The sequence below is a fragment of the Salinivibrio sp. IB574 genome, assembly GCF_001996205.1.
In the GTDB taxonomy this organism is placed as follows: Bacteria; Pseudomonadota; Gammaproteobacteria; order Enterobacterales; family Vibrionaceae; genus Salinivibrio; species Salinivibrio proteolyticus.
In genome coordinates, this window is sequence record NZ_MUFN01000004.1 from 62866 (window position 1) to 88007 (window position 25142).

Annotated in this window: 24 protein-coding genes; 14 read left to right on the forward strand and 10 right to left on the reverse strand. The window is 48.8% G+C overall.

The window, feature by feature from the left end; all coding sequences use genetic code 11:
• Nucleotides 1-150: 150 nt before the first annotated feature.
• The 4 genes from BZJ17_RS03050 (at nucleotide 151) to BZJ17_RS03065 (ending at nucleotide 3550) form a co-directional block, all read left to right on the forward strand.
• Entirely contained in the window at nucleotides 151-930 is a 780-nt protein-coding gene (locus tag BZJ17_RS03050) for a transporter substrate-binding domain-containing protein (RefSeq protein ID WP_131826792.1), read from the forward strand.
• Between the two features lie 361 nt (nucleotides 931-1291).
• Entirely contained in the window at nucleotides 1292-2029 is a 738-nt protein-coding gene (locus tag BZJ17_RS03055; protein WP_077639724.1) for a transporter substrate-binding domain-containing protein, read from the forward strand.
• 224 nt (nucleotides 2030-2253) lie between these two features.
• Nucleotides 2254-3030, forward strand: coding sequence for a transporter substrate-binding domain-containing protein (locus BZJ17_RS03060; protein ID WP_131826793.1), 777 nt, complete (start codon nucleotides 2254-2256; stop codon nucleotides 3028-3030).
• A gap of 112 nt (nucleotides 3031-3142) precedes the next feature.
• Nucleotides 3143-3550 carry a hypothetical protein gene (locus tag BZJ17_RS03065; RefSeq protein WP_077639726.1) on the forward strand — a complete coding sequence of 136 codons (408 nt, stop codon included), beginning with the start codon at nucleotides 3143-3145 and terminating at the stop codon, nucleotides 3548-3550.
• An 86-nt stretch (nucleotides 3551-3636) separates the two neighbouring features.
• Here the strand turns inward: BZJ17_RS03065 and BZJ17_RS03070 are convergent, their stop codons facing one another.
• Entirely contained in the window at nucleotides 3637-5289 is a 1653-nt protein-coding gene (locus BZJ17_RS03070) for a phosphoethanolamine--lipid A transferase (protein WP_077639727.1), read from the reverse strand.
• Nucleotides 5286-5651, reverse strand: coding sequence for a diacylglycerol kinase (locus BZJ17_RS03075; protein ID WP_077639728.1), 366 nt, complete (start codon nucleotides 5649-5651; stop codon nucleotides 5286-5288). The genes BZJ17_RS03070 and BZJ17_RS03075 overlap by 4 nt, the downstream gene beginning before the upstream one ends.
• Nucleotides 5652-5942: 291 nt before the next feature.
• Here BZJ17_RS03075 and BZJ17_RS17030 point away from each other — a divergent pair, with 291 nt between their 5' ends.
• Nucleotides 5943-6116 carry a DUF6435 family protein gene (locus BZJ17_RS17030; protein ID WP_106406577.1) on the forward strand — a complete coding sequence of 58 codons (174 nt, stop codon included), beginning with the start codon at nucleotides 5943-5945 and terminating at the stop codon, nucleotides 6114-6116.
• On the opposite strand, the gene BZJ17_RS03080 is transcribed toward BZJ17_RS17030, so the two are convergent.
• Nucleotides 6113-7924 (reverse strand): ABC transporter transmembrane domain-containing protein, encoded by a 1812-nt coding sequence (locus BZJ17_RS03080; protein ID WP_077639729.1) that lies wholly within the window; start codon nucleotides 7922-7924, stop codon nucleotides 6113-6115. The genes BZJ17_RS17030 and BZJ17_RS03080 overlap by 4 nt on opposite strands.
• A 29-nt stretch (nucleotides 7925-7953) precedes the next feature.
• Complete coding sequence (gene nsrR, locus BZJ17_RS03085; protein ID WP_077639730.1) at nucleotides 7954-8379, reverse strand: nitric oxide-sensing transcriptional repressor NsrR; 426 nt, start codon at nucleotides 8377-8379, stop codon at nucleotides 7954-7956.
• 108 nt (nucleotides 8380-8487) lie between these two features.
• Here nsrR and hmpA point away from each other — a divergent pair, with 108 nt between their 5' ends.
• The 6 genes from hmpA (at nucleotide 8488) to BZJ17_RS03115 (ending at nucleotide 14893) form a co-directional block, all read left to right on the forward strand.
• Nucleotides 8488-9672, forward strand: a complete 1185-nt coding sequence (gene hmpA, locus BZJ17_RS03090; protein WP_077639731.1) for an NO-inducible flavohemoprotein — start codon at nucleotides 8488-8490, stop codon at nucleotides 9670-9672.
• Nucleotides 9673-9858: 186 nt separating this feature from the next.
• On the forward strand, nucleotides 9859-10341 hold the full coding sequence (locus BZJ17_RS03095) for a DUF3015 domain-containing protein (protein ID WP_077578440.1): 483 nt from the start codon (nucleotides 9859-9861) through the stop codon (nucleotides 10339-10341).
• A 104-nt stretch (nucleotides 10342-10445) separates the two neighbouring features.
• Nucleotides 10446-12314, forward strand: coding sequence for a DUF4105 domain-containing protein (locus tag BZJ17_RS03100; RefSeq protein ID WP_077639777.1), 1869 nt, complete (start codon nucleotides 10446-10448; stop codon nucleotides 12312-12314).
• Between the two features lie 152 nt (nucleotides 12315-12466).
• Nucleotides 12467-13162: a pirin family protein gene (locus BZJ17_RS03105; protein WP_077639732.1), complete on the forward strand. Its 696-nt coding sequence runs from the start codon at nucleotides 12467-12469 to the stop codon at nucleotides 13160-13162.
• Between the two features lie 94 nt (nucleotides 13163-13256).
• Nucleotides 13257-13670, forward strand: coding sequence for an alternative ribosome rescue aminoacyl-tRNA hydrolase ArfB (gene arfB / locus BZJ17_RS03110; RefSeq protein WP_077639733.1), 414 nt, complete (start codon nucleotides 13257-13259; stop codon nucleotides 13668-13670).
• A 221-nt stretch (nucleotides 13671-13891) separates the two neighbouring features.
• Entirely contained in the window at nucleotides 13892-14893 is a 1002-nt protein-coding gene (locus tag BZJ17_RS03115) for a substrate-binding domain-containing protein (RefSeq protein ID WP_077639734.1), read from the forward strand.
• A gap of 21 nt (nucleotides 14894-14914) precedes the next feature.
• Here BZJ17_RS03115 and edd read toward each other — a convergent pair whose 3' ends face one another.
• On the reverse strand, nucleotides 14915-16708 hold the full coding sequence (gene edd, locus BZJ17_RS03120) for a phosphogluconate dehydratase (RefSeq protein ID WP_077639735.1): 1794 nt from the start codon (nucleotides 16706-16708) through the stop codon (nucleotides 14915-14917).
• On the reverse strand, nucleotides 16705-17226 hold the full coding sequence (locus BZJ17_RS03125; protein ID WP_077639736.1) for a gluconokinase: 522 nt from the start codon (nucleotides 17224-17226) through the stop codon (nucleotides 16705-16707). The genes edd and BZJ17_RS03125 overlap by 4 nt, the downstream gene beginning before the upstream one ends.
• 152 nt (nucleotides 17227-17378) lie before the next feature.
• Between BZJ17_RS03125 and BZJ17_RS03130 the strand changes: the two genes are divergently transcribed.
• The 3 genes from BZJ17_RS03130 (at nucleotide 17379) to BZJ17_RS03140 (ending at nucleotide 20997) form a co-directional block, all read left to right on the forward strand.
• Nucleotides 17379-18758 carry a GntP family permease gene (locus tag BZJ17_RS03130; protein ID WP_077639737.1) on the forward strand — a complete coding sequence of 460 codons (1380 nt, stop codon included), beginning with the start codon at nucleotides 17379-17381 and terminating at the stop codon, nucleotides 18756-18758.
• A gap of 9 nt (nucleotides 18759-18767) precedes the next feature.
• Complete coding sequence (locus tag BZJ17_RS03135) at nucleotides 18768-19382, forward strand: bifunctional 4-hydroxy-2-oxoglutarate aldolase/2-dehydro-3-deoxy-phosphogluconate aldolase (RefSeq protein ID WP_077639738.1); 615 nt, start codon at nucleotides 18768-18770, stop codon at nucleotides 19380-19382.
• 193 nt (nucleotides 19383-19575) lie between these two features.
• The gene (locus BZJ17_RS03140) at nucleotides 19576-20997 is read left to right on the forward strand and encodes a sensor domain-containing diguanylate cyclase (protein WP_077639739.1); all 1422 of its coding nucleotides are present in this window, start codon (nucleotides 19576-19578) and stop codon (nucleotides 20995-20997) included.
• Between the two features lie 111 nt (nucleotides 20998-21108).
• Here the strand turns inward: BZJ17_RS03140 and BZJ17_RS03145 are convergent, their stop codons facing one another.
• The 4 genes from BZJ17_RS03145 to BZJ17_RS03160 form a co-directional block, all read right to left on the reverse strand.
• Entirely contained in the window at nucleotides 21109-22245 is a 1137-nt protein-coding gene (locus tag BZJ17_RS03145) for a M20 family metallopeptidase (RefSeq protein ID WP_077639740.1), read from the reverse strand.
• An 8-nt stretch (nucleotides 22246-22253) separates the two neighbouring features.
• Complete coding sequence (locus BZJ17_RS03150) at nucleotides 22254-22721, reverse strand: YjiG family protein (protein ID WP_077639741.1); 468 nt, start codon at nucleotides 22719-22721, stop codon at nucleotides 22254-22256.
• Nucleotides 22718-23455, reverse strand: coding sequence for a nucleoside recognition domain-containing protein (locus BZJ17_RS03155; protein ID WP_077639742.1), 738 nt, complete (start codon nucleotides 23453-23455; stop codon nucleotides 22718-22720). The genes BZJ17_RS03150 and BZJ17_RS03155 overlap by 4 nt, the downstream gene beginning before the upstream one ends.
• 313 nt (nucleotides 23456-23768) lie before the next feature.
• Nucleotides 23769-25016, reverse strand: a complete 1248-nt coding sequence (locus BZJ17_RS03160) for an HAAAP family serine/threonine permease (protein ID WP_077639743.1) — start codon at nucleotides 25014-25016, stop codon at nucleotides 23769-23771.
• Nucleotides 25017-25142: the final 126 nt, after the last annotated feature.

Sequence of the window (25142 nt, forward strand, 5' to 3'; positions counted from 1 at the left end):
TGCTATCCATCATTGGGGTTCAACAACCTATAGTGGCAGCCTCGTCTAATATCGCTCTCCGCAACACCTCACTCAGCGAAATTTTCCCCCGCCTTATACTTGTAGGCTAAAATGAAGGCAATCCGCCATGGTACTGGGAGTGATTAGGCTTTGCTGAATTTATGTCGACGTCCTACTGTACGCTTGCTATTGATGGTACTGCTGTTCGGAATGACCGGAATGGTTCATGCTACTACGTCAACCGTACGTTTAGTCACGCAAGAATATCCACCTTATATTCAAACAGCGGATGGTTCAGTGGATGGTGTAGCGGTGCGGGTGGTCAGTCGAGCCTTCGCAAAGCTGGGCTACGATGTCGAGATTGAAGTGCTGCCATGGGCGCGAGCACTCTATAAAGTCCGCACCGGCCTAGCGGACGGTATATTCACCATTTTCAAAACGTCAGAGCGTGAAACCTTTCTCGATTATTCTCAGCAGGTATTATTTCAACAAGAGATCCGAGTAGTTCACCGCTCCAATGTCAGAATCTTTGAAGACGCCATTCAATCGTTCGATTTTGGCGCTTACTCCTCCGTCTGCGTGATCAACCAATTCAGTTACGGCAGCCGAATAGATACTGCCTTGGCACAAAATCAATTCGATCAGGTTTTGCGTCTAACGCTTGCACCACAGTGCCTTCGGATGTTGGAAAGTGGCCGCGCACGCTTGTGGATCAGCAACTATTTTGGGGCACGCGCCCTGATTAACCAGCTCAATATGAAGGATATGGTCACGATCAATCCTCATCCTATCGAAGATACCCCCAGTTACATTGCGTTTTCTAAAGCAAAAGAACTCTCAACTCTGCGTGACCAATTTGATCACGCATTAGCAGACATGAAAGCGACCGGAGAATATCAAGCCATCGTTGATGACTTTTTTAATGATTAATCGCTGACATTCCTGCACAAGGTTTTAGAAGCGGATGAAAAACGCTTAACCGATTGTTCTCCAAGCACCGCTGCACTCTGTACAATCTGAAAAGGCAGTTTTAAGACACACTATGAAATCTATCTCTCTCGGAGGATCTTGCCGTCGACCAACACTGCACCGTTGCTGAAACCGCGGCCGGCTTTAGTTGGCCACTACATTAATAGATGTAGCCTTTCAGATCGTAGCGTCTTGATCTAATTCCATCAATTAAGCAACAATGCCAGCAAAACTTTAGATGTCGCATACCCGATTTGACTATAATGCCATCACCTACTATACATAATAAGGAAAAATTTATTAAGGCATCGTAGATTAACTAATGAAAATATTATTATTTCTGGCGATCTTTTTTTATTCCTTAAGTGCGTTATCTAAAACCATCATAGTTGCCGGTGACGAATGGTACCCAATGAATGGAGACCCAAAAGCGGATAACCCTGGTTTTATGATAGAAATCGCTGAATTGGCATTGAAAGATAAAGGATTAACGCTTGAGTATCGAATTATGCCTTGGGAAAGAGCTATTAAAAGTGCGAGGGCGAATAGTATTCATTGTATCGTCGGCGCTGGGGATTTAGATGCTCCTGGTTTTGTTTTTGGTAAAGAACCATACGGTCTATTTCAAGCCGCATTTTATAAAAATAGAGATGATGATTTCCAATATATTGATTTATCCTCTTTATCGAATCAGAGAGTTGGAACCATATTGGGATATTACTATGATGAAGAAGTAGATGCTTGGCTTGATAGAAATAGTGTGCCCTTAGCGGGGAATGATGCTCTAGAAAAAAACATAAGAAAACTTTTAGCAAAAAGAATCGACTTGATTATAGAGTCTACCGTAGTGATGGGCAGCAAATTAAAGGAAATGAATCTTACTGATAGTATCGTGCCAGCTGGTTTACTTGGTGAAGCATACTTATATATTGCCTGTGGTCCAAATAACCCTGATTCAAAAGATATTGTACAAGCATTAGACGATGGAATTAAATTATTGCGTAAAAACGGCGAGCTAGATGAGATCTTATCTAGATACGGTGTTCAAGACTGGAAATAAGTTATTCCCTGAATTTAGATAATAAATAGTGATGTTAATGGCGAGCCGCTCGGTTCGCCTTTTTTATTGCTCTATATATCCACTATTGCGATTCAACAGCCTGCAATGCCAGCCTTGGCTAAAACCGCCCTCCGTAATATCTCGCTCAGCAAAATTTTCTCCCGTCTTACTGCTCGCTGGCTAAACTTAAGGCAATGCACCCGTTTACTGAGAGTGATTAAGCCTTGCTGAGTTTATGTCGACGCCCTGTTGTACGCGTGCTGTTGATGGGACTGCTGTTGGGAATGGCCGGAACGGTCAATGCCGCTACGGCAACCGTGCGGTTAGTCACGTTAGAATACCCTCCCTATATTCAAACCTCGGATAGCTCACTGGATGGTGTGGCGGTGCGGGTGGTCAGTAGAACCTTCGCCAAGCTGGGCTATGACGTCGAGATTGAAGTGCTGCCATGGGCCCGAGCACTCTATCAAGTCCGAACCGGCTTAGCGGATGGTATATTCACCATATTCAAAACGTCAGAGCGCGAAGCCTTTCTCGATTACTCTGAGCAGATTTTATTTCAGCAAGGGATCCGATTTGTTCATCGCCCCGATGTCAGTATCTCTGAAGACGCTATTCAATCGTTCAATTTTAGCGCTTACTCCGTCTGCGTGATCAATCAAGTCAGCTACGGCAGCCGAATGGATACTGCCTTGGCACAAAATCAATTCGATCAGGTTTTCCGCCTGACTCGCGCGCCACAATGTCTTCGGATGTTGGAAAGTGGCCGAGCACGCTTGTGGCTCAGCAACCATTTTGGTGCACGCGCGCTGATTAACCAGCTTAATATGAAGGGTATTGTCGAGATCAACCCCCACCCGATTGAAGACACCCCCAGTTACATTGCCTTTTCTAAAATGCGTGAGCTATCGACCCTACGCGACCAATTTGATCATGCATTAGCAGATATGAAAGCCACCGGAGAGTACCAAGCGATCATTGACGACTTTTTTAATGATTAATCGCTGACATTCCTGCAGAAGGTTTTAAAAGCGGCTGACATACGCTTGACAGATTGTTCTGCTGACATCGCTACATTCTGTGCCATCTGAACAAGCAGTTTTAAGGCACACTATGAAACCTATCGCTCTCGGTCTCCTACTTGCAGTGAGTCTCACGGCTCAAGCGATGGCGAAAGAAAAAACCAATATCTCGGCAGGACTTGCCGTTGACCAACAACTGAGCGCAGTCCTAGAAGTCGACGATCAATACCGTTTTACCCTCGGCAATGGCGGCACCGCATTTGATTACCTTTTTCAACACGGCACTTTTGATAATCCCGATATCCCGGTTGATTGGTATGTGGGCGCCGGTGGCTGGGCCGAGTGGGATGACGACTATGGCGTGCGTTTGCCGATTGGACTCGATTGGGCCATCAACAAACAGATCAGTGCTTATGGCCAAGTGCACCCAGAGGTCAATTTCCACGGCGGCCCAGAATTGCAACTTGGTGGCGCACTGGGCGTAACCTACTCGTTTTAGATAAGCCTATTCTCATCACACCAAGCCATGCACATCGGCGAGCCTTATCAAGGCTCGCCCTCTTTTACGAATGATGTCTCATTCAGCTATTGCATCCGGCATGAAGAAAATATGTCATTATCGGGCTGATAGACACGTGTTTCTATGTCCATCACGCCAAGTAACGAATGAAAGATATTATCGTGAGAGTAATGGCCTGTATTCATCGCCTTTTCGCGTAAACACGAGGCGTTGATAGACTTGGCTTGCTTAAAACCATCGGAGAGCCATACCATCAACGGTACTTTCTTCTGGTAATCAGGGGCAAAGCGATAGGGAAGGCCATGCAAGTAAACGCCATTTTCACCCAATGATTCACCATGATCAGAGACGTACATCATCGCGGTATTATACTCATCACTTTTATCTTTAAGTGTTTCAATCACTTTGCTCAACACATAGTCCGTATAACGGATGGTGTTATCGTAGCTGTTGATGATAGTTTCTCTTTCACAGTTTTCGATATCTGAGCGCGCACAGTCAGGTTGAAAATACGCCATGTCTTTAGGGTAACGCTGAAAGTACGTTGGACCATGACTACCAATCAGATGCAAGAATATAATTCGATTGCCTTGCATTTCATCGATATCGTTATTGATGTGTTCAATCAGGGCCATGTCGTAACATGTGCTTCCGTTACAAAATGCGTCTTTTCTTCGTCTATCGATTTCTATTTTTTTGACATGTTTAGCTACCCCTTTATCACCGCCATTATTTTCTTTCCATAAGATATCGACCCCTGCTCGTTGCAATATATCCAAAGCATTGTCTTGGTTTTCTGCGCGATGACGATCAAAGTCTTGTCGAGGCAATAGCGAAAACATACAAGGAACCGAAACCGCTGTTGCTGTACCACACGAGGTGACATCACGGAAGGAAATCACATCCTGCCCAGCGGTATACGGATTAGTTGGCCTATCATAACCGTTGGCCTGATAGTTCTGAGTCCGTGCAGTTTCACCGACCACGAAAATGAATACGCTAGGTTTATCCAAGGACTGATCAATCGCCCGTTCTGATTGTGTCGCATCGTCGCCCAGCTTTACGTAAGGTATCGGCGACGAAAAGTATTGCTCTTTCACATAACCAGAGAGACTGTAGACATATTGTGTCGGTATAATCAGTTTTCTAAGGTAGCTATTATTTCTTCCTACGGATGCATAGTCTTGATAATAAAAAACAAATATAATCGCCAGCGCGATTAGCGATACAGTGATAGATATAAGCTTATCCCGTAATAGCGGAAGCCACATTTTCCCGGCTGGCTGAATGGTACAGCGCATTATAAAGATAACGGGAGCCACACCAATGGCTAACACCCAGATAAGTGCATAGAAACTTAAATACGCCCTTGCCTCTCCGGTATCGGTTTCTACAATATTGGTTATCATATCAACATCAAACATGACTCCGTAATTGTATTCTGCATAGCAAACAATACTGGATAAAAGCACTAAGACAATAAAAAATGGCTTGGTAATCTTTGGCCAAGAAAATAATGAGAACACAATATTTAAAGCAAAGAATAAGAACAGAGGGATAGAAATAACAAAGCCGGTCTTCACCTCTTCAAGCGATGAAAAAATACTTTGCAACTCTTTATAAAAGGGAACATTTATCACGACGGAAAAGTAGATTGCGACCAACGTGGTAAACATTGTTATGCTTATTCCGCTTGTATGATTCTGACTTTTTATCATTTAATATTCACCACACATGACACCCACACAAACAGGGTGAGAACAATTGAAAAAAGCACGGCAGATGAGCCAATATCTTTCGCTTTCTTACTATATGCGTGCCACTCATCCCCAATACGGTCTATCGCAGCTTCGATGGCGGAGTTCAATAACTCAACAATAAGGACAAGCCCTAAACTCCCTATCATTAAAATGCGTTCGATCGATGTAACTGGAATAAAATAGGCTGTAATCATAAGAACAAAAGCCATCACACACTCTTGCCTGAATTCCGCTTCAGACTTCCACGCCGACTTTAACCCCATCACTGAATAACCGGTCGCATCTATCATTCGATAAATGCCGGTCTTCCCTGGTTTCATATTATTTTTACTATCTGGCTATTTGAGGAGTGATTGAATATATAGAAATAGACTTAAACACTCTGTCCATACTTTGTATGGCTGTGTCATCGTTTGTCGGTCATAGGGAAACGTGGTGAGCAAGATGAGTAATATCCCGCCACCTAAATAAACGGGCAAGATATCTATTTATTTAGTCAGGTTCATTCCACGATAAAAAGTGGATACGATAAGTACTAATGCACAGTCGCTGTCATCCAATCAAGAGGTTAGGTCGTAGTGATACCCGTAACCCTCAAATAAGGACACGACATGCTCTCATTTTTAAAGCCAAATCCGGTTAAAAAGCTTAAAAAACAGTATGAAGCTAAGCAGCAACAAGCCTTTCAGGCGCAGCGCAACGGCGATATCCGTGGCTATTCACTGCTTACCGAAGAAGCGGAAAAGATTGACCAACAAATCAAAGAATTGGAAAACAACGCTTAGCCATTTGAGACATGGCTAAATTGCCGTTTTACCAAGCGCTGGTACAGCGGGCAGCGTGCCAGCAAGTCGGTATGGCTGCCTACATCAACAAGCTTACCTTGATCCATGACGACAATGCGGTCAGCGTGCTGAATGGTCGATAAGCGGTGGGCGATAATCAGGGTAGTGCGGTCCCGCATTAAAGCCGCCAAGCCTTGCTGCACCGCATGCTCACTTTCGCTATCAAGGGCACTGGTCGCTTCATCGAGCAATAAAATCCGTGGGTCCTTAAGAATTGCGCGGGCAATCGCAATTCGCTGTCGTTGGCCGCCCGAAAGCCGCACGCCTCGCTCACCTAAAAAGCTGTGATAACCATCCGGTAATTGCTGAATAAAGGCATCAGCGTGCGCTTGAATGGCTGCCTCTTTCACGGCTTGCTCACTGGCATCTGGCCTGCCGTAGCGGATGTTACCTATCACATCATCGCTGAACAGGGCAGGTTGTTGTGGCACCAGAGCCATTTGTTGGCGCAACGCTTGCGGGGACAAGCTACGGATATCTTGTCCGCCCAACATAACCGCGCCTAACTGCGGATCGTAGAAGCGTTGCAATAACTCAAATACGGTGGTTTTCCCCGCTCCCGACGGCCCAACTAACGCCACAACTTCACCGGGCTGAATAGCAAGGTTCAGCGTATCAATCGCCGGTTGATGGGGCCGCGTGGGATAATGAAAATGCACCGCTTCAAAGCGAATATCATTGCTCAGTGATTGGGCATCGACACTCGGTGAGGTAGAAGGAGTGCGAATATGGCTTTGCACGTGCAACAGTTCCACCAAGCGCTCCGTCGCGCCTGCCGCGCGCTGCAACTCCCCCATCACTTCCGACAAGGTAGCCATCGAAGAGGCAACCATGATGGCGAAAAATACAAAGGCGCCCAAATCGCCTGCTGACATGCTGCCTTGAATCACATCGCGACCGCCGACCCATAACATGCCAGTAATGGCGCTGAACACAATCACGATCACGCCAGAAATAAGAATGGCTCGTTGTTTCACGCGCTCGCGTCCGATCTGATAGGCGCGCTCCACTTCTTGCCCAAATGCGGCTTTGGCGTGATCTTCTACTGCGAAGCTTTGCACGGTTTTAATATTGGTGATGGCTTCACCGGCATAGCTGCCTACATCCGCCATCGAATCTTGGCTTTGCCGCGACAACGCCCGCACACGACGGCCATAGATAAGTATTGGCACCAAAATAAAAGGCACGGAGGCCAGCACAATCAAGGTCAGTTTAATATTGGTGGCAAACAGCATGATGATGGCGCCCACACACATCAGCGCACTGCGCATCGCCATGGAAAAGGAAGAGCCGATGATGTTTTGCAGCAAGCTGGTATCTGTGGTGATCCGCGACATGATCTCGCCACTCCCGTGGGTTTCAAAATAGCTCGGATGCAGGCCAATCACATGATCAAACACTGCTTGGCGAATATCGGCACTGACCCGTTCACCTACCGATGACACCAGATAGAAGCGGAAGAAGGTACCGATCGCGATTAATACCGTGATCAGCAAAATAAACTGTACCGCGTTCCCCAGCTCAACCAGTGATTGCTGCGCAAAGCCTTGGTCGATCAAAAGCCGAACGCCATGTCCAACCGACAGCGTTAGTGATGCAGTAAACACTAAGGCAAGCAACGCGGCACTCACTTGCCAGCGATAAGGACGAATAAACGCAATCAGCTCCCACAAAACGGTCAGATTTTTACTGTTGCGACTTGAAGCAGATGGTGTCGAGGCAGAGTGTGTTGAAGCGGAATTGGCCATAAGCTCTACTTAGTGCGGTCCTTGCACATTTAGGGGCGGGTAAGCAGGATCATTAACTCGCGATTGTCGTTGATAAGCGCATCGATGGTGCATGCATCCAACTCCTTTAAAAAGGCTTGCTTGGCTTTCGCTAAGCGATCTTTTAATCGGCACGCTGGAGTGATATGACAAAACTCAACCGAGCAATTGACGAGTTCCAACGGTTCAAGATCGCGTACGACTTGCCCCACCGTGATCGCGGTCGGCGCTTGCAGTAGACGAATCCCCCCGTTCTTTCCGCGCACCGTTTGAATGTACCCCAACTGCCCTAAACGGTTGATGACTTTCACCATATGATTGCGCGACACACCAAACAAGCGTGTCACCTCGGTAATGTTGGTGAGCTCACCCTCTGGCAAGGAGGCCAGAAAAATCAACGTGCGAAGTCCATAATCTGTAAAGCTGGTTAGTTGCATATGTGCCTCTTGCTTCTCCGCCAAATTGTAAGTCTTCTATTGATTAAAAGATACATTTGAGATACAACTTAAAACATGCATTGAACATACATGTTTAGAGAGACGCTAATGTTAAGCCAACAAACCATTGATATTGTTAAATCAACTGCCCCTGTGCTCGCCGAAACTGGTCCGACGCTGACGACCCACTTTTACCAACGGCTGTTCCACCATCACCCCGAGTTAAAGGACATTTTTAACCTCCGCCATCAGCAAAATGGCGATCAGCGGGAAGCACTGTTTAACGCGATTTGTGCCTATGCACAGAACATTGACAACTTGCCTGCTTTATTGGGTGCGGTAGAGAAGATTGCTCACAAACATACCAGCCTGCTGGTCCAAGCTGAGCACTATCCGATTGTCGGTCAGCATTTATTGGCCACCATTGATGAGCTACTTTCGCCGGGGCAAGCCGTGCTCGATGCGTGGGCTGAAGCCTATCAAGTGCTCGCGGATGTATTTATCGCCAAAGAGCAGCAGCTTTATGACGATAGCCACGCCCAAATCGGTGGCTGGCAAGGGCAGCGAGCATTTACGTTGATTGAAAAACGCCCCGAGAGTGAACAAGTCACCAGTTTTGTGTTTGCCCCTCAAGACGGTCAGCCCGTCGCGCCTTTTACGGCCGGGCAATACATTGGCATTGTCGTGAATCATACCGGCTTTGAACATCAAGAAATTCGCCAATACAGTTTGTCACATGCGCCTAACGGCCAGCATTATCAGATCTCAGTAAAACGGGAGCCACAAGGTCAGGTCTCCAATTACTTACATGATGAGTTGGCCGTTGGAGGCACTGTGATGCTCACGCCACCGGCCGGCGATCTCAAACTGAACGTGGATCAAGATGCACCCGTGGTATTAATTTCTGGCGGGGTGGGCGTAACGCCAATGATGGCGATGCTGGAAAGCCTGACCGAACATGACGCGCCCGTCACTTGGCTGCATGCGACCGAGAACGGCAAACTGCATGCTTTCAATCATTCTGTCCGCACCCTCGTGCGTCAGCACGCGCATATTCAGACGCACATTTGGTATAACCAACCTCAACCCGAGGATACGCTTGGACAAGACTTTGATCATACCGGATGGATGGATCTCACTGCGGTAAGCAATACGTTCAGCCCAGCCGCGGTACAGGTGTATCTCTGCGGCCCAGTTGGCTTTATGCGCCATATTCAAGCGCAACTTCGCGAGCTTGGCGTGCCTGACGAACAGTTCCATTATGAGTGCTTTGGGCCACATAAAACCTTGTAGTGCGTTTTTTTCTATTTTTGGGTGGCTACCCCCAAGTTTATTGGGTGTAGTTGAAATTATACAAAACAATCAATAGAATCGTCAGACCAAATTTTTGGCGTCGCTCTGTCTATTATTCTCACATTTGAGAACGAAGACGGGGAGAGAAATGCTGAATACCAACATTTTTTAATCAAAAGGATTACCATGAAAAAACTAATTGCAATCGCTGCTCTTGCGACTCTTCCTCTTTCTGGCGCTGCAATGGCAGACTCTGATATCGGTTGTGGTCTGGGTACAATGGTATTTGATGGCCAACAAGGCAAAGTTTACAAAGTTCTCGGCGCCACCACTAACGGTACTTCAGGTAACCAAACCTTTGGTATTACCTTTGGTACATTGGGCTGTGACGGTACTGGCACCATTGATTCACAGCAGAAACTAGCTATGTTCATCGACGGAAATATGGACAACCTAGCTCGTGATATCGCACGTGGTGAAGGTGAAACCTTGGCAACGCTTTCTGAAGTATGGGGCATCAAAGATGCAGACAAAGCAGCATTTAACGACGTTGCTAAGCAAAACTTTGCGTCTATCGTGACCTCAGAGCAAGTAACTTCACAGGAAGTACTGACCAACCTAAACACGGTTGTTGCTCAAAATGAGCAGCTTGCAGCGTATAAAATCTAAGTGATGAAACGCTGATAATATCCTCTCCAACTTGGTCAGGATAGAGTACGAAAGTGCCCTACTCGGGCACTTTCATGTTTTCATATATAACTCGTTGTACTGATATGAGACTTCTCAACGCTTTCGCCTCTCTATCTTCCTCTATTAGTCTCATTATTCTCTGTTTGTTTAGCGCGCCTACGTTTGCCGAGAAAAGTGACTTTGACATTCCCAATTTAGCTAAGCACACGTATTGGCTTAAACTTGGTCACTATTTACCCCAAACATTTTCTGGTTATGAGAGTACGATCGATTCTCAAACCTTCTTCCTTTCTCCTCACGGAAAGACGGAGCCAAAACAAGAGCTCACGGCGACCATTGACGCGCTTTATCATGCCGACACGGCTGTGGCACAGGCTACACGGTGCCGTTATCCAGCACGATATACGTGGCTCGAGTCTCAAGCAGGGCGTACTGCCATACTCGATTGCCCCGAACTTGAGCGCTGGAAAAAGGTGCTTGACCCCGAGGCCATGACGTTAGTGTTCCCGACAGCATTTATGAATAACCCGTCATCCATGTTCGGCCACACCCTAGTACGAATTGATGCTAAGGATCAGACCCGCAACAAAGAATTAGTCGCCTTCGCCGTCAACTTTGCTGCCGAACCAAGCGAAAACGATAACGCTGCTTTGTATGCCGCAAAAGGCTTGTTTGGCGCCTATCCGGGACAGTTTACCGTCATGCCTTATTACCGTAAGGTCCGAGAGTACAATGACATTGAGTCTCGCGATATTTGGGAGTATGCTCTCAAGCTCTCCGAACAAGAGGTTAACCGGGTACTCCTGCACTTATGGGAAATGCAACGCGCAACCTTCGATTACTACTTTCTCGATGAAAACTGCTCATACCAACTGCTCGCCTTGCTACAGCTGGCTCGCGAAGAGTTGCAATTAGTCAATGATTTCCCTTTTCAAGCGATTCCTTCAGATACGGTTAAAACGCTCGCCAATAATGATTTGATTGAAACGCCCAACTTCCGCGCGTCATTTGGCACCCGGTTGTTAAATATGTCGCAGCAAACGTCTCCAATCGTGTTTGCAGCAGCACAAAAAGCAAAAAATGGCGATTTTCCCGACCACCAGCAATATAGTGCGGACCAGCTGGCGGCAATTTACGAATTTGCGTACGAATGGCTCAACTTCGATTTCTATGATCAAGGGCTTCCTCGAGACCCTTATGCACAGCGTCTTACTCAGCTACTCGCACTAAGGAGCCAAGTCAGCGCCGTCTCTCCATTTGAACCCGTCGCTAATACCAGTGTCGCACCGAATAGAGGACACGGATCTGCACGCGTTGGAATTGGCGCAAGGGCATCGAGGTATCGTCCAGATGCGTTAACACTCGAATGGCGCGCTGCTTATCATGATTTATTGGATCCTCAAGATGGCTTTGTCCCTGGCGCGCAAATCAGTTTTGTCGATGTGGCAGTGAGTCATGATGAAGACGGCGAGACACAATTGGATAAGCTCTATCTGATCGATGCCATGACAATCGCCCCCAAAAAGCCGGTTTTTTCTAGCCTGTCGTGGAATATCCGCGCGGGTTTTGATCGTCTACCCACTGCGCGAGAGCCGTCCAGTCGTTGGTTTGCACAAGGCGGTATAGGTCAGTCTTGGGGCGAGGCCGATGGTCTCCATGCTTACGCTCTGTGGTCCACGGCACTCTCGCATGGCGATGCCAGTGATGACCAACTAAATCTCTCAACAGGGATTGAATCTGGCTTGCTTTGGCAGCTTGCTGATGACCACCGCCTCGGTTTACAAGCCCAATACCTTCCCCTGCTTAATCGTGATTCACTGTCACATTCACAAGTGGATATGACATGGAACTGGCGTGTGACTTCAGATTGGTCCATCCGCAGTAAAGCACGCTATCAGCATTGGGACAGCGAAGAGATCAGTGGCCATATTACTAGCTACTTCTACTTCTAGCTTCATCGCTTACCGTTTTCTCCATGATCATTCAGCTTTTTAGAACAAGATGCTCAATATTACGCCGTGTTCGCACGGCGTTTTTGTTTCTACACTGCAGCTATTGTTCAGCGTCACCGCTGTTCAACATCGAATCAGTGAGGAGAAACATTATGATTACCGTCCGTCATGCCAGCGATCGCGGTCAAGCCAACTTTGGCTGGCTACAAAGCCGCCATACTTTTTCATTTGGTAGCTATTACGATCCCCAACATATGGGCTTCTCTGCACTGCGTGTGATCAATGATGATATCGTSTCGCCCGCCGCAGGCTTTGATACCCACGGACACCGTGATATGGAAATCATCAGTCTGGTGCTGGAAGGGGAAATCGAACACAAAGACAGCCAAGGCAACCGACAAACCTTGCCCGCTGGCGAGTTCCAGCTGATGTCGGCGGGGCGCGGTATTTATCATAGTGAGTATAATGCCTCGTCAACCCAAGCCTTGCGCTTTCTGCAAATCTGGATTGAGCCCAATGAGCAAGGCGGAGAGCCGGGCTATCAGCAAAAAGATTTTGGTAAGCAGGCTGGCTTTACCGTTATCGCTACCCCAACAGGGGAAGATGGCACCTTACACATCAAACAAGATGCGCGTTTGCTACAGCTTATTCTACCGCCCAGTGAATCGGTCACCTTGCCATTGGAGGCTGGACGCCATGCCTATGTGCATCAGGTCGCGGGCACGCTCGACGTTGAAACGACATCTCTGGCCCCCGGTGATGGCGCAAAAATTGAAGATATCCCTCATGTAACCTTCAGTAATAAGAGCAATGAAACCAGCCAAGCACTGGTATTTGATCTCCCCTAACACACGGATTCAGCCGCTCTGGCCTGCCGGCCTATTTGCGCCGCAGGCCTTATTCTGTGTACACTGCGCCCTTTCTTCATGCATGAGAGGTTGAATGCTCACTCTATCGAATAAGGTGGCGATTCCCGACAATGAAATTGAGCTCACGGCCATCCGCGCCGCAGGGAAAGGCGGGCAAAACGTCAACAAAGTATCGAGCGCCATTCATCTACGCTTTGATATCCAAGCCTCGTCACTGCCTGATGCGTACAAAGCCAGATTAATGGCTCTGTCTGATTCGCGCATCTCCAAAGAGGGCATAGTGGTAATAAAAGCGCAAAACTATCGCACTCAAGAGCTAAACCGAGAGGATGCGCTAGAGCGCTTACAAGCGTTAATCAAAAGCGCGATGGTAGAGCAGAAAAAACGTAAACCCACCAAGCCTACCAAGGCCTCACAGCGACGCCGCGTGGATGCGAAAAAACGTAAGAGCCAAACCAAAGCCCTACGTGGCAAGGTGGCGCCTTAACCGTTTCACGCCACCACTTTATTCCGACCACCCGCTTTCGCCGCATACAAATTCGCATCCGCTTGACGGTTGATGTCTTGGACACCTTTGGATGCCTCATAATGCAGCGAGACCCCACCCATCTTGCGCGCATATCTAACCCCTTAGACGCCTTTTTGCTTGCTTATCCGACATGGGATTGCTCTAATGTTACAAGTAACATTTTCAGCTAGTGCATTGAGATGAAAGACAAAAGAAATCGCGCTACTTTACAAGATATTGCCGATCGCGTTGGGATGACCAAAATGACAGTCTCTCGCTATACGCGCAATCCTGAGTCAGTTGCACCCGCGACACGCGACAAAATTGCGGCGGTGATTGAAGAGTTGGGGTACATTCAAAATCGCGTCCCTGCGATGCTATCTAAATCATCAAGTAAAGCCATTGGTATTGTGCTCCCCTCGCTGTCTAACCAAGTCTTTGCTCATTTGGTACAAGGAATTGAACGCGTCACCAAAGCGCATGGCTACGACATTTTGATTACGCACGCCGGTTATAGCGAACAGGCCGAGGAAGAGAAAATTGCCTCTTTGCTGTCTTATCAAGTGGATGGTTTGATCCTCACTGAAACTAACCACACCCCACGTACGTTACAAATGCTAAAGACTGCCGCTGTTCCTGTGGTAGAGACAATGGAGCTTCCAGAAAAGCCAATTGATATGGCCGTTGGGCTTGATCATGGGCAAGCCGCTTATGATGCGGTTCAAGCGATGATCAATAAAGGGAAAACACAGGTCGTGTACTTGGCGGCTCGGTTAGATACCCGTACTCAGCTGCGGCAACAAGGGTACGAACGCGCGATGATACAGGCAGGACTCACCCCTCGCTGTATTGCCACCGAAGAGCATTCTTCATTTAGCTTGGGCGAAGCCTTACTTAACCAAACCTTGGCTCAGTATCCCAACTGTGACGGGCTGTTTTGTACCAATGATGATCTCGCCGTTGGTGCGTTACTCGCGTGTCATGCCAAAGGCATTGCTGTTCCGCAAATCCTCAGTATTGTTGGTTACAATGCGCTCGATATTGGCACTGTGGTCAGTCCTACACTGACGAGCGTCGCGACGCCGCGTGATTTGATTGGTGAGCGCGCTGCGACACTCTTGATTCAAGCGTTAAGCGGCGAAACTATCGCCGAAAAAATACAAGCTGTTCCTCACACCATCACAAGCGGCGGCAGCTTATAACCATCGCCGTTAACTAGGCGATCACGAGAATAAATAGCTCGCTCCCTCGTCAGCGCGTGATACCTGATGACGCGCCGCAGCAAACCAATCACGTCCCCACGTATGGCTCGCTTGAGGCGGCTCTGCTACGGGACGCTGAGATAAATCAGCATGGCAAGTCAACTCGCCAGCCTTCGCGTCCAATGTGATCAGATCGCCGTCTTGCACACGCGCCAATGCACCGCCATGCATGGCTTCAGGACAAACGTGCAACGCCGCAGGGACCTTGCCCGATGCGCCCGACAACCGACCATCTGTCACCAATGCGACCTGATAACCCATTTTTTGCACATTGCCAAGAATAGGCATGAGCTTATGCAGCTCTGGCATGCCATTCGCGGCGGGGCCATTAAAACGCACCACCACAATCACATCTTGGTTGAGCTCACCACGCTGATAAGCCTGCTCGACTTGGTGCTGACAATCAAACACCCGCGCGGGCGCACAAACCACACGATGCGCAGGATCCACGGCAGAGACTTTGATCACTGCATTACCCATATTGCCAGACAGCATGCGCAAACCACTGGTTGCACTGAAGTGTGAACCGGGCTGGGCGATGACCGCTGTATCGGTTGATGGGGTGGCAGTTTCCCAAACAAGCTGCCCCTGAACTAATCGTGGAGTGGTCAGTTGGTCACTAAACTGGCCGATAGCAGGCACAGTGTCCGTATGCAGTAACCCAAGCGAATGCAGATGCGCCATCAGCGTGGGCACGCTCCCTGCCGCCTCAAAGGCATTAATATCAGCGGGTCCATTGGGGTAGACCCGAGCCAGTAAGGGCACAACATGAGAAAGTGCATCCATATCTTCCCAGGTTAGGATGATGCCAGCGGCACGCGCCATCGCCACCAAGTGAATCGTATGGTTGGTGCTGCCGCCCGAGGCCAACAACGCGACCACACCGTTTACCACGCTTTTTTCGGTCACCACATCGGCGAGTGGTCGGTAATTCGCACTTCCCGCACATTGGGAAGCTAACGCTGTTGCCGCATAGCGGGTCAGCGCTTGGCGTAATGATGAGTTGGGGGCAACAAACGCCGCACCGGGAAGAATCAATCCCATGGCTTCAAGCACCAGTTGGTTGGTGTTGGCCGTGCCATAGAAGGTACAGGTTCCCGAGCTATGATAAGCTTGGCATTCCATGGTCAATAAAGCTTCTTTGCCAAGATTGCCTGCCGCATAGGCTTGGCGCACCGCGACTTTTTCTTCGTTACTTGTCCCCGAGGCCATCGGGCCGGAGGGTACAAATAAGGTCGGCAAATGGGCATAAGCGAGCGCTCCCATCAATTGCCCGGGGGCAATTTTATCACAGACGCCAAGCAGCAATGTTGCATCATATACGTTATGACTTAGCGATATCGCGGTTGCCTGAGCAATCACATCACGTGAAAACAAGGACATCTCCATTCCCGGCTGGCCCTGTGTGACACCATCACACATCGCGGGCACACAGCCTGCGACTTGCGCCGTGTGGCCCAAAGGTTGAAGCGCCGCTTTGATTTGTTCAGGGTAGTCAGCATAGGGCGCGTGCGCGCTAAGCATATCGTTATAGGCGCTGATAATCGCCACATTGGCGGTGGTCATATCCAGCATGTGTTGTTTATCTTGTTGACACGACGCCGCCACGGCGTGAGCCATGTTGCCGCAAGATAGGGTGGTGCGCGCTTTCCCTGTATCAGCTTGCTGTTGAGTCTGACGCAAAAACGCGGTGCGCGTCGGTTGGCTGCGCTGGCGTAACGCCTCTGTCACGGCCATTAAAGTCGGGTGTGTCATTTCCGATCCTCCATGGCTGCTAAGGCATGCACGGCACGTGTCACCACAGTATCAATGTCTGCATCAATAGCAACGCGGACAACATCAGGCTCATCGTCACCCGGCGCCTCCAACGTCGCAAACTGGCTATCCAGCATATGGGTTTTCATAAAATGCCCTTTGCGCGCTCTGAGTCTTGCGAGGATCAGCGCATAATCGCCGTCGAGAAACAAAAAAGTGACGTTCTGATTGCCCTCACGAATGAGATCGCGATAACGACGCTTCAAGGCAGAGCATACAATCACCCCATATTCTTGTTTGTGTTCGAGACTAAAAGCAGCGTCACGGATCCGGCATAGCCATGGCGTACGGTCATCATCATCAAGCGGCTGCCCACTTGCCATTTTCTCGATATTTGCCCGTGGATGCAGGTCATCACCATCGATGAATTTGGCCTTCAAGCGCGCTGCCAATTTCACGCCTAGGGTGCTTTTTCCCGAGCCACTGACGCCCATCACAATCACACTGCCAATTGCCATACCGACTCCTTAGCGAGATTTTAACCAGATCTCATTTTTGATAACGCATTCAATAATTGTCTTTATCTTAGTGTGGTTACCGGTAACATGTTACCGGTAACTATGAGATTTGTGAAGTTTGACACAAACATCCTGGTCGGAAGAGGTGAGCCATGGAACTACTCGCACAAAGCCCTGAACCCACTACCCTACTCTTGATAGCATTGGGCGCTATCGCACTGTTATTACTCCTAATAATGAAGCTGAAGGTGCATGCGTTTGCATCACTCACGCTAGTCAGTTTAGGTACTGCATTGGCCACAGGGATCCCTGTCGATAAGGTGGTACCAACCATGATGAGCGGCTTTGGCGGCACCCTAGCATCGGTCGCTTTACTGGTCGGGCTTGGCGCGATGATCGGGAAGATCCTCGAAGTCACCGGTGGTGCAAATGTGCTCGCCGATACCCTGATCGCTCGGTTTGGCGAAGCGCGTGCTCCCTTTGCACTCGGGATCGCCTCGTTACTGTTCGGTTTCCCTATCTTTTTTGACGCTGGGCTAATTGTGATGATGCCCATCATGTTTAGTGTCGCGAAACGCTTAGGTGGCTCCCCCATAAAGTATGCTCTTCCCGTCGCAGGCGCGTTTGCGGTTATGCATACCTTCGTTCCGCCACATCCCGGTCCGGTTGCTGCCTCCGATTTACTCGGCGCCGACATGGGTCTGCTTCTCGTCGTCGGGCTACTGGTTTCGCTCCCCACTTGGTATTTAGGGGGGTATTTATTTGGCTTGTATGCGGGTAAGAAATTCAATATCCCCCTCGCGAAAGCGTTTTTAAACACCGAAGTCATGTTTAAAAGCAAAAAGGATTACCCCGCCTTTTCAACTGTATTAATGATTTTATTGCTCCCAGTGCTGCTCATTTTCCTTGATACTGGCCTGAACGCGCTGAGCGTAGCGGGTATAGTCAACGGGGAGAGTGCTTGGGTCGGCTTTTTGCGTATGCTGGGTAAAACACCCGTTGCACTGCTCATCACCCTATTGACCTGTTTGCTAGTCTTCGGCCAAAAGCTGGGTAAGAGTAAAATGGAAAAGCTGTGCTCTGATTCGTTAGCGCCAATTTGTGCCGTCATTTTGGTGACCGGCGCCGGCGGCATGTTTGGGGGTGTCTTGCGCGCGAGCGGTATCGGTCAAGCACTTGCCACCATGCTATCAGACACGGGTATGCCAATCATTTTGGCCGCATTCGTGATTGCCACCTGCTTGCGCGTTGCACAAGGCTCCGCCACCGTCGCACTCACCACCACGGCCGCACTCATTGCGCCCACCGTGTCGCATACTGTGGGTTTATCTCAATTGGATTTATGTTTTATTGTCATTGCGATTGCAGGTGGAGCAACCGTTTTATCGCACTTCAACGACTCGGGCTTTTGGTTGGTGTCGCGCCTGCTCGAAATGGATGAAAAAACCACACTTAAAACTTGGACTGTGATGGAAACCCTGCTCGGAACCATCGCGTTTGTTATCGTAGCGCTGTTAAGCGTTTTACTGTAAGGGATCTTCATGACTGAACTGAATCAACGCCTTAAGGCGATACGCATCGTGCCGGTAATTGCGATTAATCATGCGGAAGATGCCGTACCGCTCGCCAAAACCTTGGTCGATAACGGCCTACCCTGCGCGGAAATTACTTTTCGTACTGATGCAGCCGCAAACGCTATCCGTCAAATGCGCGATGCGTATCCCGAGATGCTAATTGGTGCCGGAACAGTGCTTACTCCAGCGCAAGTCGACGCCGCGATAGATGCGGGAGCGGATTTTATTGTTAGCCCTGGACTGAATCCCATCACAGTCAAACATTGCCAGCAACGTGGTATTCCTATCATCCCTGGGATCAACAATCCCAGTTTAGTCGAGCAAGCCATGTCGCTTGGGCTGGATACCGTGAAGTTTTTCCCCGCGGAAGCGTCAGGCGGCATTGCCATGTTAAAAGCGCTCTCTGCGGTGTATCCCGTCAGTTTTATGCCAACCGGCGGCGTGAGTGAAGAGAATGTGAGCGATTATCTCGCTTTACCCAAAGTGCTGGCATGCGGTGGCACTTGGATGGTGCCCGCGACGCTCATTGATGCTAAAAAATGGGACGAGATTGCGCGTCTCGTCCAAGCCGTCGCAGCTTAAATAAACCGATGGCCCGCCRCGTTTGCGTGGGCCATCGCGCTTCCATTTCATCCTGTCTCTTTTCCTTCTGTGAATAGCGACACCAATAAACGCCAATCCTCTCCACCAAGTATTTATTTTGTTCATATACTGTTGATAGTGCATTCATCCATGTTGTGGTGAATCAGATTTTCTTAAGATAAGGATAGGATCTATGTGGAAGCCGGGTGCTTATTTGCTGTGGTCCCAGCGCGTCGTTTTCACGTTAGTCTTCTGTTTGGCCATCTTGTCGAGCCCAGCGTCCTTTGCGGCTCATAGCGACACAGAACAGGCAAAAAAGCCAACGCTAAAAGTGGCTAACTCTCATTCATGGCGGCCATTTTCGTACCTCGACCGCAACCAAGAGCCCAAAGGTATTTTGATTGATTTTTGGCAAGAGTTCGGTACCCGCAATGGCTATGATATTGAGTTTTTACTGACCGATTGGCAAACCTCCATTGACTTGGTGCGCTCTGGACAGGCCGATGTACACGCAGGCTTATTGCAGTCGCCAGAACGCCTCACATTCATGGATTTCGGCACGCCGCTTTTTGCCATCGACACACAGGTTTTTTTCAGTCAATCCATGATGGGCACATCCGCTGACTATGTGCTTGCTGGTGAAACAGATAATGTGATTGGCGTGGTAAAAGGTGGGTACGAGCAAGAGTTTATGGAAACGGCATTTCCTTTGGTTTCATTACGCCTTTTCCCCAACAACCAAGCAATGCTTGATGCGGCGTTATCCGGTGAGCTACAAGCTTTCGTCGCTGATTTACAAGTCGCGAATTATCATCTTTACACCACCACCAATCAAAATCTCTTTATTCCGGTTCGTCATCTTTACACCGAAACCCTTTATGCAGGGTTTGCCAAAGGCAATACGGCTTTGCTCAATCAAGTAAGTAATAAATTTAACTGGCTGGATGATGATACCAAACGCCAACTCCTCAACCGTTGGGTTTACTATGACGTTGAGACCGTTTATCCCGCTTACCTGTTTCCCACACTGATCACTCTCGGCGTCTTGATCGTGGTCAGTTATATTTTGCTGCTTAAACGTAATGTTCGCCAAAAAACGCGCGCGCTACAAATCGCTAATGGCCAGCTTCAAGAACAAGCCGTCACTGACTCATTGACACAGCTATATAACCGACGCTTTTTTTATCAGTGTTTAAAAGACAAACAAGGAGAGCCAAAAAACATGGCACTGATGGTCTTTGACATTGATGATTTCAAAGCCTTTAACGACGGATTTGGTCACGCACATGGTGACGAGGTGATCTGCTTTGTCGCAGAAACAGCCAAAAGTCTGCTGCCCAATGATGCAATCCTTGCACGTATTGGCGGTGAGGAATTTGGGATTCTTCATCCCTTTTCCAGTGCCGAACGAGCACTATCACAAGCGCGGTTATTGTGCGATGAAATTGCGCGACAAAGCCTCGCGCGCTTTAATCATCCCATGCCTGTGACGATCAGCCTAGGCGTGGCCTATTATCCTGATGGGCTCAGCGATAGCGAGATCGTCGCAGCAGATAAAGCTATGTACCAAGCCAAAAAGCAAGGCAAGCACTGCGCCGTACTCAATGTTATTTAACCGCAAAACTGGCTCTGATTAGCCGTTACGACGATTGTCCTCATACGGTGAGATAACGCTGCACGCAGTGAGCAAAAGGCGGCCACCTGTTTGTCGCCGCCGACGGGGTAACTAGTGATTTTTTTGCTCAGCGAGCCGAGACAATACACGTGTGAGTAAACGTATTCTGGGCTCCACCGAATCCAGTTGAAGGTATTCGTCGTCACTGTGGAAATTCGCCCCAACAGGCCCAAAACCATCCAAACTGGGGATCCCAATGGCAGCGGTATTATTCGCATCAGATCCGCCACCTACCGCTTTCCAATGAATTGGAACATCTTCATCAAAGGCAGCCGCTTCGACAAGCCCCATCAAGTGCTCTGTTTCAGGCGTCGGAACCATTGCCGGTTTGTAAGCTTCACGGACCAATTCAATGGTGACATCAGGCGTGTAAGGATGAGAGGCGCGGGCTTGAATGGCTTGATCGAGCGCATCATAGGCGGTGTTATCCCAAAACCGAATATCAACCAGTGCCGATGCATGCGCGGCCACAATATTTGCTCCCGTTCCGCCTTCAATCACGCCAGCATTAATACTGGTGCCGGCCTCAAGATCTTTCATACTATCGAGCGTCACCAGCCAGTGAGCCAACTCTGTGATCGCACTACGTCCTTTCTCTGGTTCATTCCCCGCGTGCGCCGCACGGCCTGATATGGCTATTTTATACCGTGCCATGCCTTTACGCGCTTTCACTAAACCACCATCAGCCCGTGCTGCCTCTGCCACCAGCACATAACGTGCATCACGTGCAACGGACGCCAGCCAGTCACTAGAATGTATTGAGCCCACTTCCTCATCGGGGTTCATACAAATGCAAATGCTGAGTGCATCACGTTCTGCTTGTGGTAATGCGCGCAATGCATACACGATATTCAACAAGCCCGATTTCATATCGGATACACCCGGGCCGTAGGCAAAGCCCTCTTCCACATGCATCGGACGCTCAGCCGCCGTCCCTTTTGGAAACACAGTATCCATATGGCCAATCATCATCACATCAATATGCGGATCGGTGGGCTGGTTTCGGATCTCTAATCCCACCCCTGCCTCACCACAATCGACACGCTTAATGTGCCAGCCTGTCATTTTTTCATACTTATCAGCCATCAAGGCTGCAATCACCTCAATGCCGTCGCGCTGGAACGTGCCACAGTCGACATTCACCAGAGGCGCTAACTCATCCAAGTAGCGTTGCAAAGAAAACATCATCATGCCTCCTAAAGTAAAAGATTCATTACCCACATCGCACCAAAAGCATTCAGAATCGAAATGCCAACCATGATGGGGATATAACGGCCTTCGGTACCAATCGGGCCCATTACTCGGCCGATGTATTGCACTTGTGAGCCCATTAAATAGATAGCGGGGACCAAAATCGCAATGTGGGTGCCGGTGAGAATGCCTTGGTCAAACAAGGTGATCACCACACCAACCGCGCCTCCCATTGACATCCATGCTCCCATTAGCACGGCAGCCGCTTCGCCGGGTAAGCCAAACACCGCCATCACAGGTGAAAACACCTCGCCCATCAAGCCTAATAACCCGGTGATTTGCAGCGCCTTAATAATCACAAACGCCATGACCACATTAGGAACCGTCGACGTCGTCGCAATGTGCCAACCTTTCTTTGCCCCTTCGACAAAGATGTCAGTGATCATGGATTTACTGCTGGAAGAATGAGTCATGACGCGTGCTCCTCTTGATAGGATTGAGACTTGTCTCGCTGTGGCCCTTTACCCTCGGTGATATTGAGGTAGACACGAAATACATTGGCGCCGATGAACTTAAACAAGAAGATCACACCAATCGCGAGACCAATCGACGAGGTCACGGCTAACGAGCCATCTGACAACGTCAGCGTAAATAGCACAGCACCTGATGAGAAAAAGTTGACGATGGTTGCCCCAGCCGTGAACTGAAACATGGTGAACACATCCGTTTCCCGTTTGGTCAAGTAACCTTCATCTTTGAGTTGACGCGTCATCGCCGCCCCCGCATCTGTACTCTGCATAGAGGCAATTAATGCCAATCCTGAGTTGCCGGGGATGCCCAATACGGGTTTCAATAGTGGGGTTAAGAGTCTGCGCGCGGCATCAAGTGCCCCATAGTGCTCAAGCACACTGATCATACCGAGTGCGAACATCACCGTGGGAATAAGGGTCAGCGCAAAAATAAAACCGTCTCGTGCACCACTCCCGCCTTTGCCGCGAAGTGACGTCGTTGCCACCTCCACCGACCCATCCGCCGCCGCTGTCGCTTGATAAGCCACCTGCCCGAAGGATCCGTTCAAGGTAGTAAAATCAAACACGCCGTACCATTGATTGGATTGCAACAACCCCGAGAAAAATACGACCGCGAAGATCAATGCCAAGTAACACCCCCATGTCACTTGTCTTTCTGTTTCAGTTGGATGTGTCATAAACCGCCCTCATGCTCAATCAACATTGGGCTTATCATCGAGGCAGACACAGAAATGAAAGTTGATAATTATCAACCTATTGTGCAAGAAGAGAGATGGGATTTACATAATATGGGCTGATTCAAAACCTAACAAATTAAGCCAAGCTAAATCATGATGAATGTGACACTAACGGCTGATTTTATTAGGTTTATCTGTCACTACTAAAGGATGCGCGCATATCGATTCGGATAAGATATTCACTAGAAATACATAAGTAAAGCTAATAAAAAAGCGCCCTAAGGCGCTTTTCGTCGGGCGACAGCGTACCGTTTTAACCCATCAGGTTATAAAGCAGCGCTGAAATTGCCAGCATACCAGTGACAAAGATAAAGTAAGTGCCTACTTTACCGCGATAATGCGCCAATGCTTTGACTTTATAAGCCGCGACAGTGGGCATAATAAAGAGGATCATCGCAATCACAGGGCCTGATAATGCCCCCATCATGTCAAGTATGCTGGGGTTAATCACCGCACACCACCAGATGGCAAAGAACATCACCACAACGCCCAGCTTATCAGCTTGCTTGTAGGTCAACTTGCTATGTTTGGTGACCAAACCATTCAAGCTTTCACGCGCGCCAAGGAAATGCCCTAAAAACGACGATGTGATCGCAATGAATGCGACAAGCGGGCCCAGCGTACCGATAAAGGGGTTGTGGGTGACGTTAGCAAGGTAAGAAAGCACAGACACATTTTGCGCTTTCGCTTCCGCCATTTGTGCTGGCGTGAGTGTCAGCACGCACGAGAAGACAAATAAGAGCACAAAAGCAACTAACATCACGCCCGCGCGCTTAAGAATTTGCTCTGACTTGCCTTGTGCATCATTGCCATAGTGGCGACGCTGAATGTTAGCAAAACTTGAAATCGCCGCTGCATGACTAAACGAGAAAATCACCACAGGCACCGCAAGCCACAGGTTCATGCCTAGTTCACTCATCGGCGGTAGGGTCAAGTTAGGCGTTTGCCACGATGGTACAAGATAGAACGACAAAAATGCCAAAATAGCCACCAAGGGGTACACCATAGCGGCGAAAGCGCGCAGCATGAGGCGCTCTCCACCCAGCATGATCGCAATCATGCCCGCCACTAACACACCAGATAATAAGATACGATTAGGGGATACCCATCCCAGTTGATTGACTAAAAAGCTGTCTACCGTATTGGTTAATCCGACGCCGTATATCAATAAAATGGGGAAGATAGAAAGGAAATACAACACCGAGATCATCCGGCCCGCATTGGCACCAAAATGCTCGGCGACCACATCGGTAAAATCTGCATCTTTATGGCGAGAGGAGAGCACAAAACGTGCAAGCCCGCGGTGCGCCATAAAGGTCATGGGGAAAGCAAGCACCGCCATGATGATTAACGGCCAGATCCCACCCATACCAAGGTTAATGGGAAGGAACAGGATCCCAGCACCGACAGCGGTGCCAAATAGGCTGAGCGCCCAGTGGGTGTCATGTTGGGTCCAGCGAGTGGATACACTCTTTTCGGAGACTTCTATAGTTTGGTTCACGTCAAACTCTCTTATTTATAATATTTTGTGCGGTTGCATAGTAGCGAGTTCGACCGGATATATCACATAGATGTAATAGATATATGTACTAATTGTTTTGTTAAAAACTTGTCACATAAACTGGCA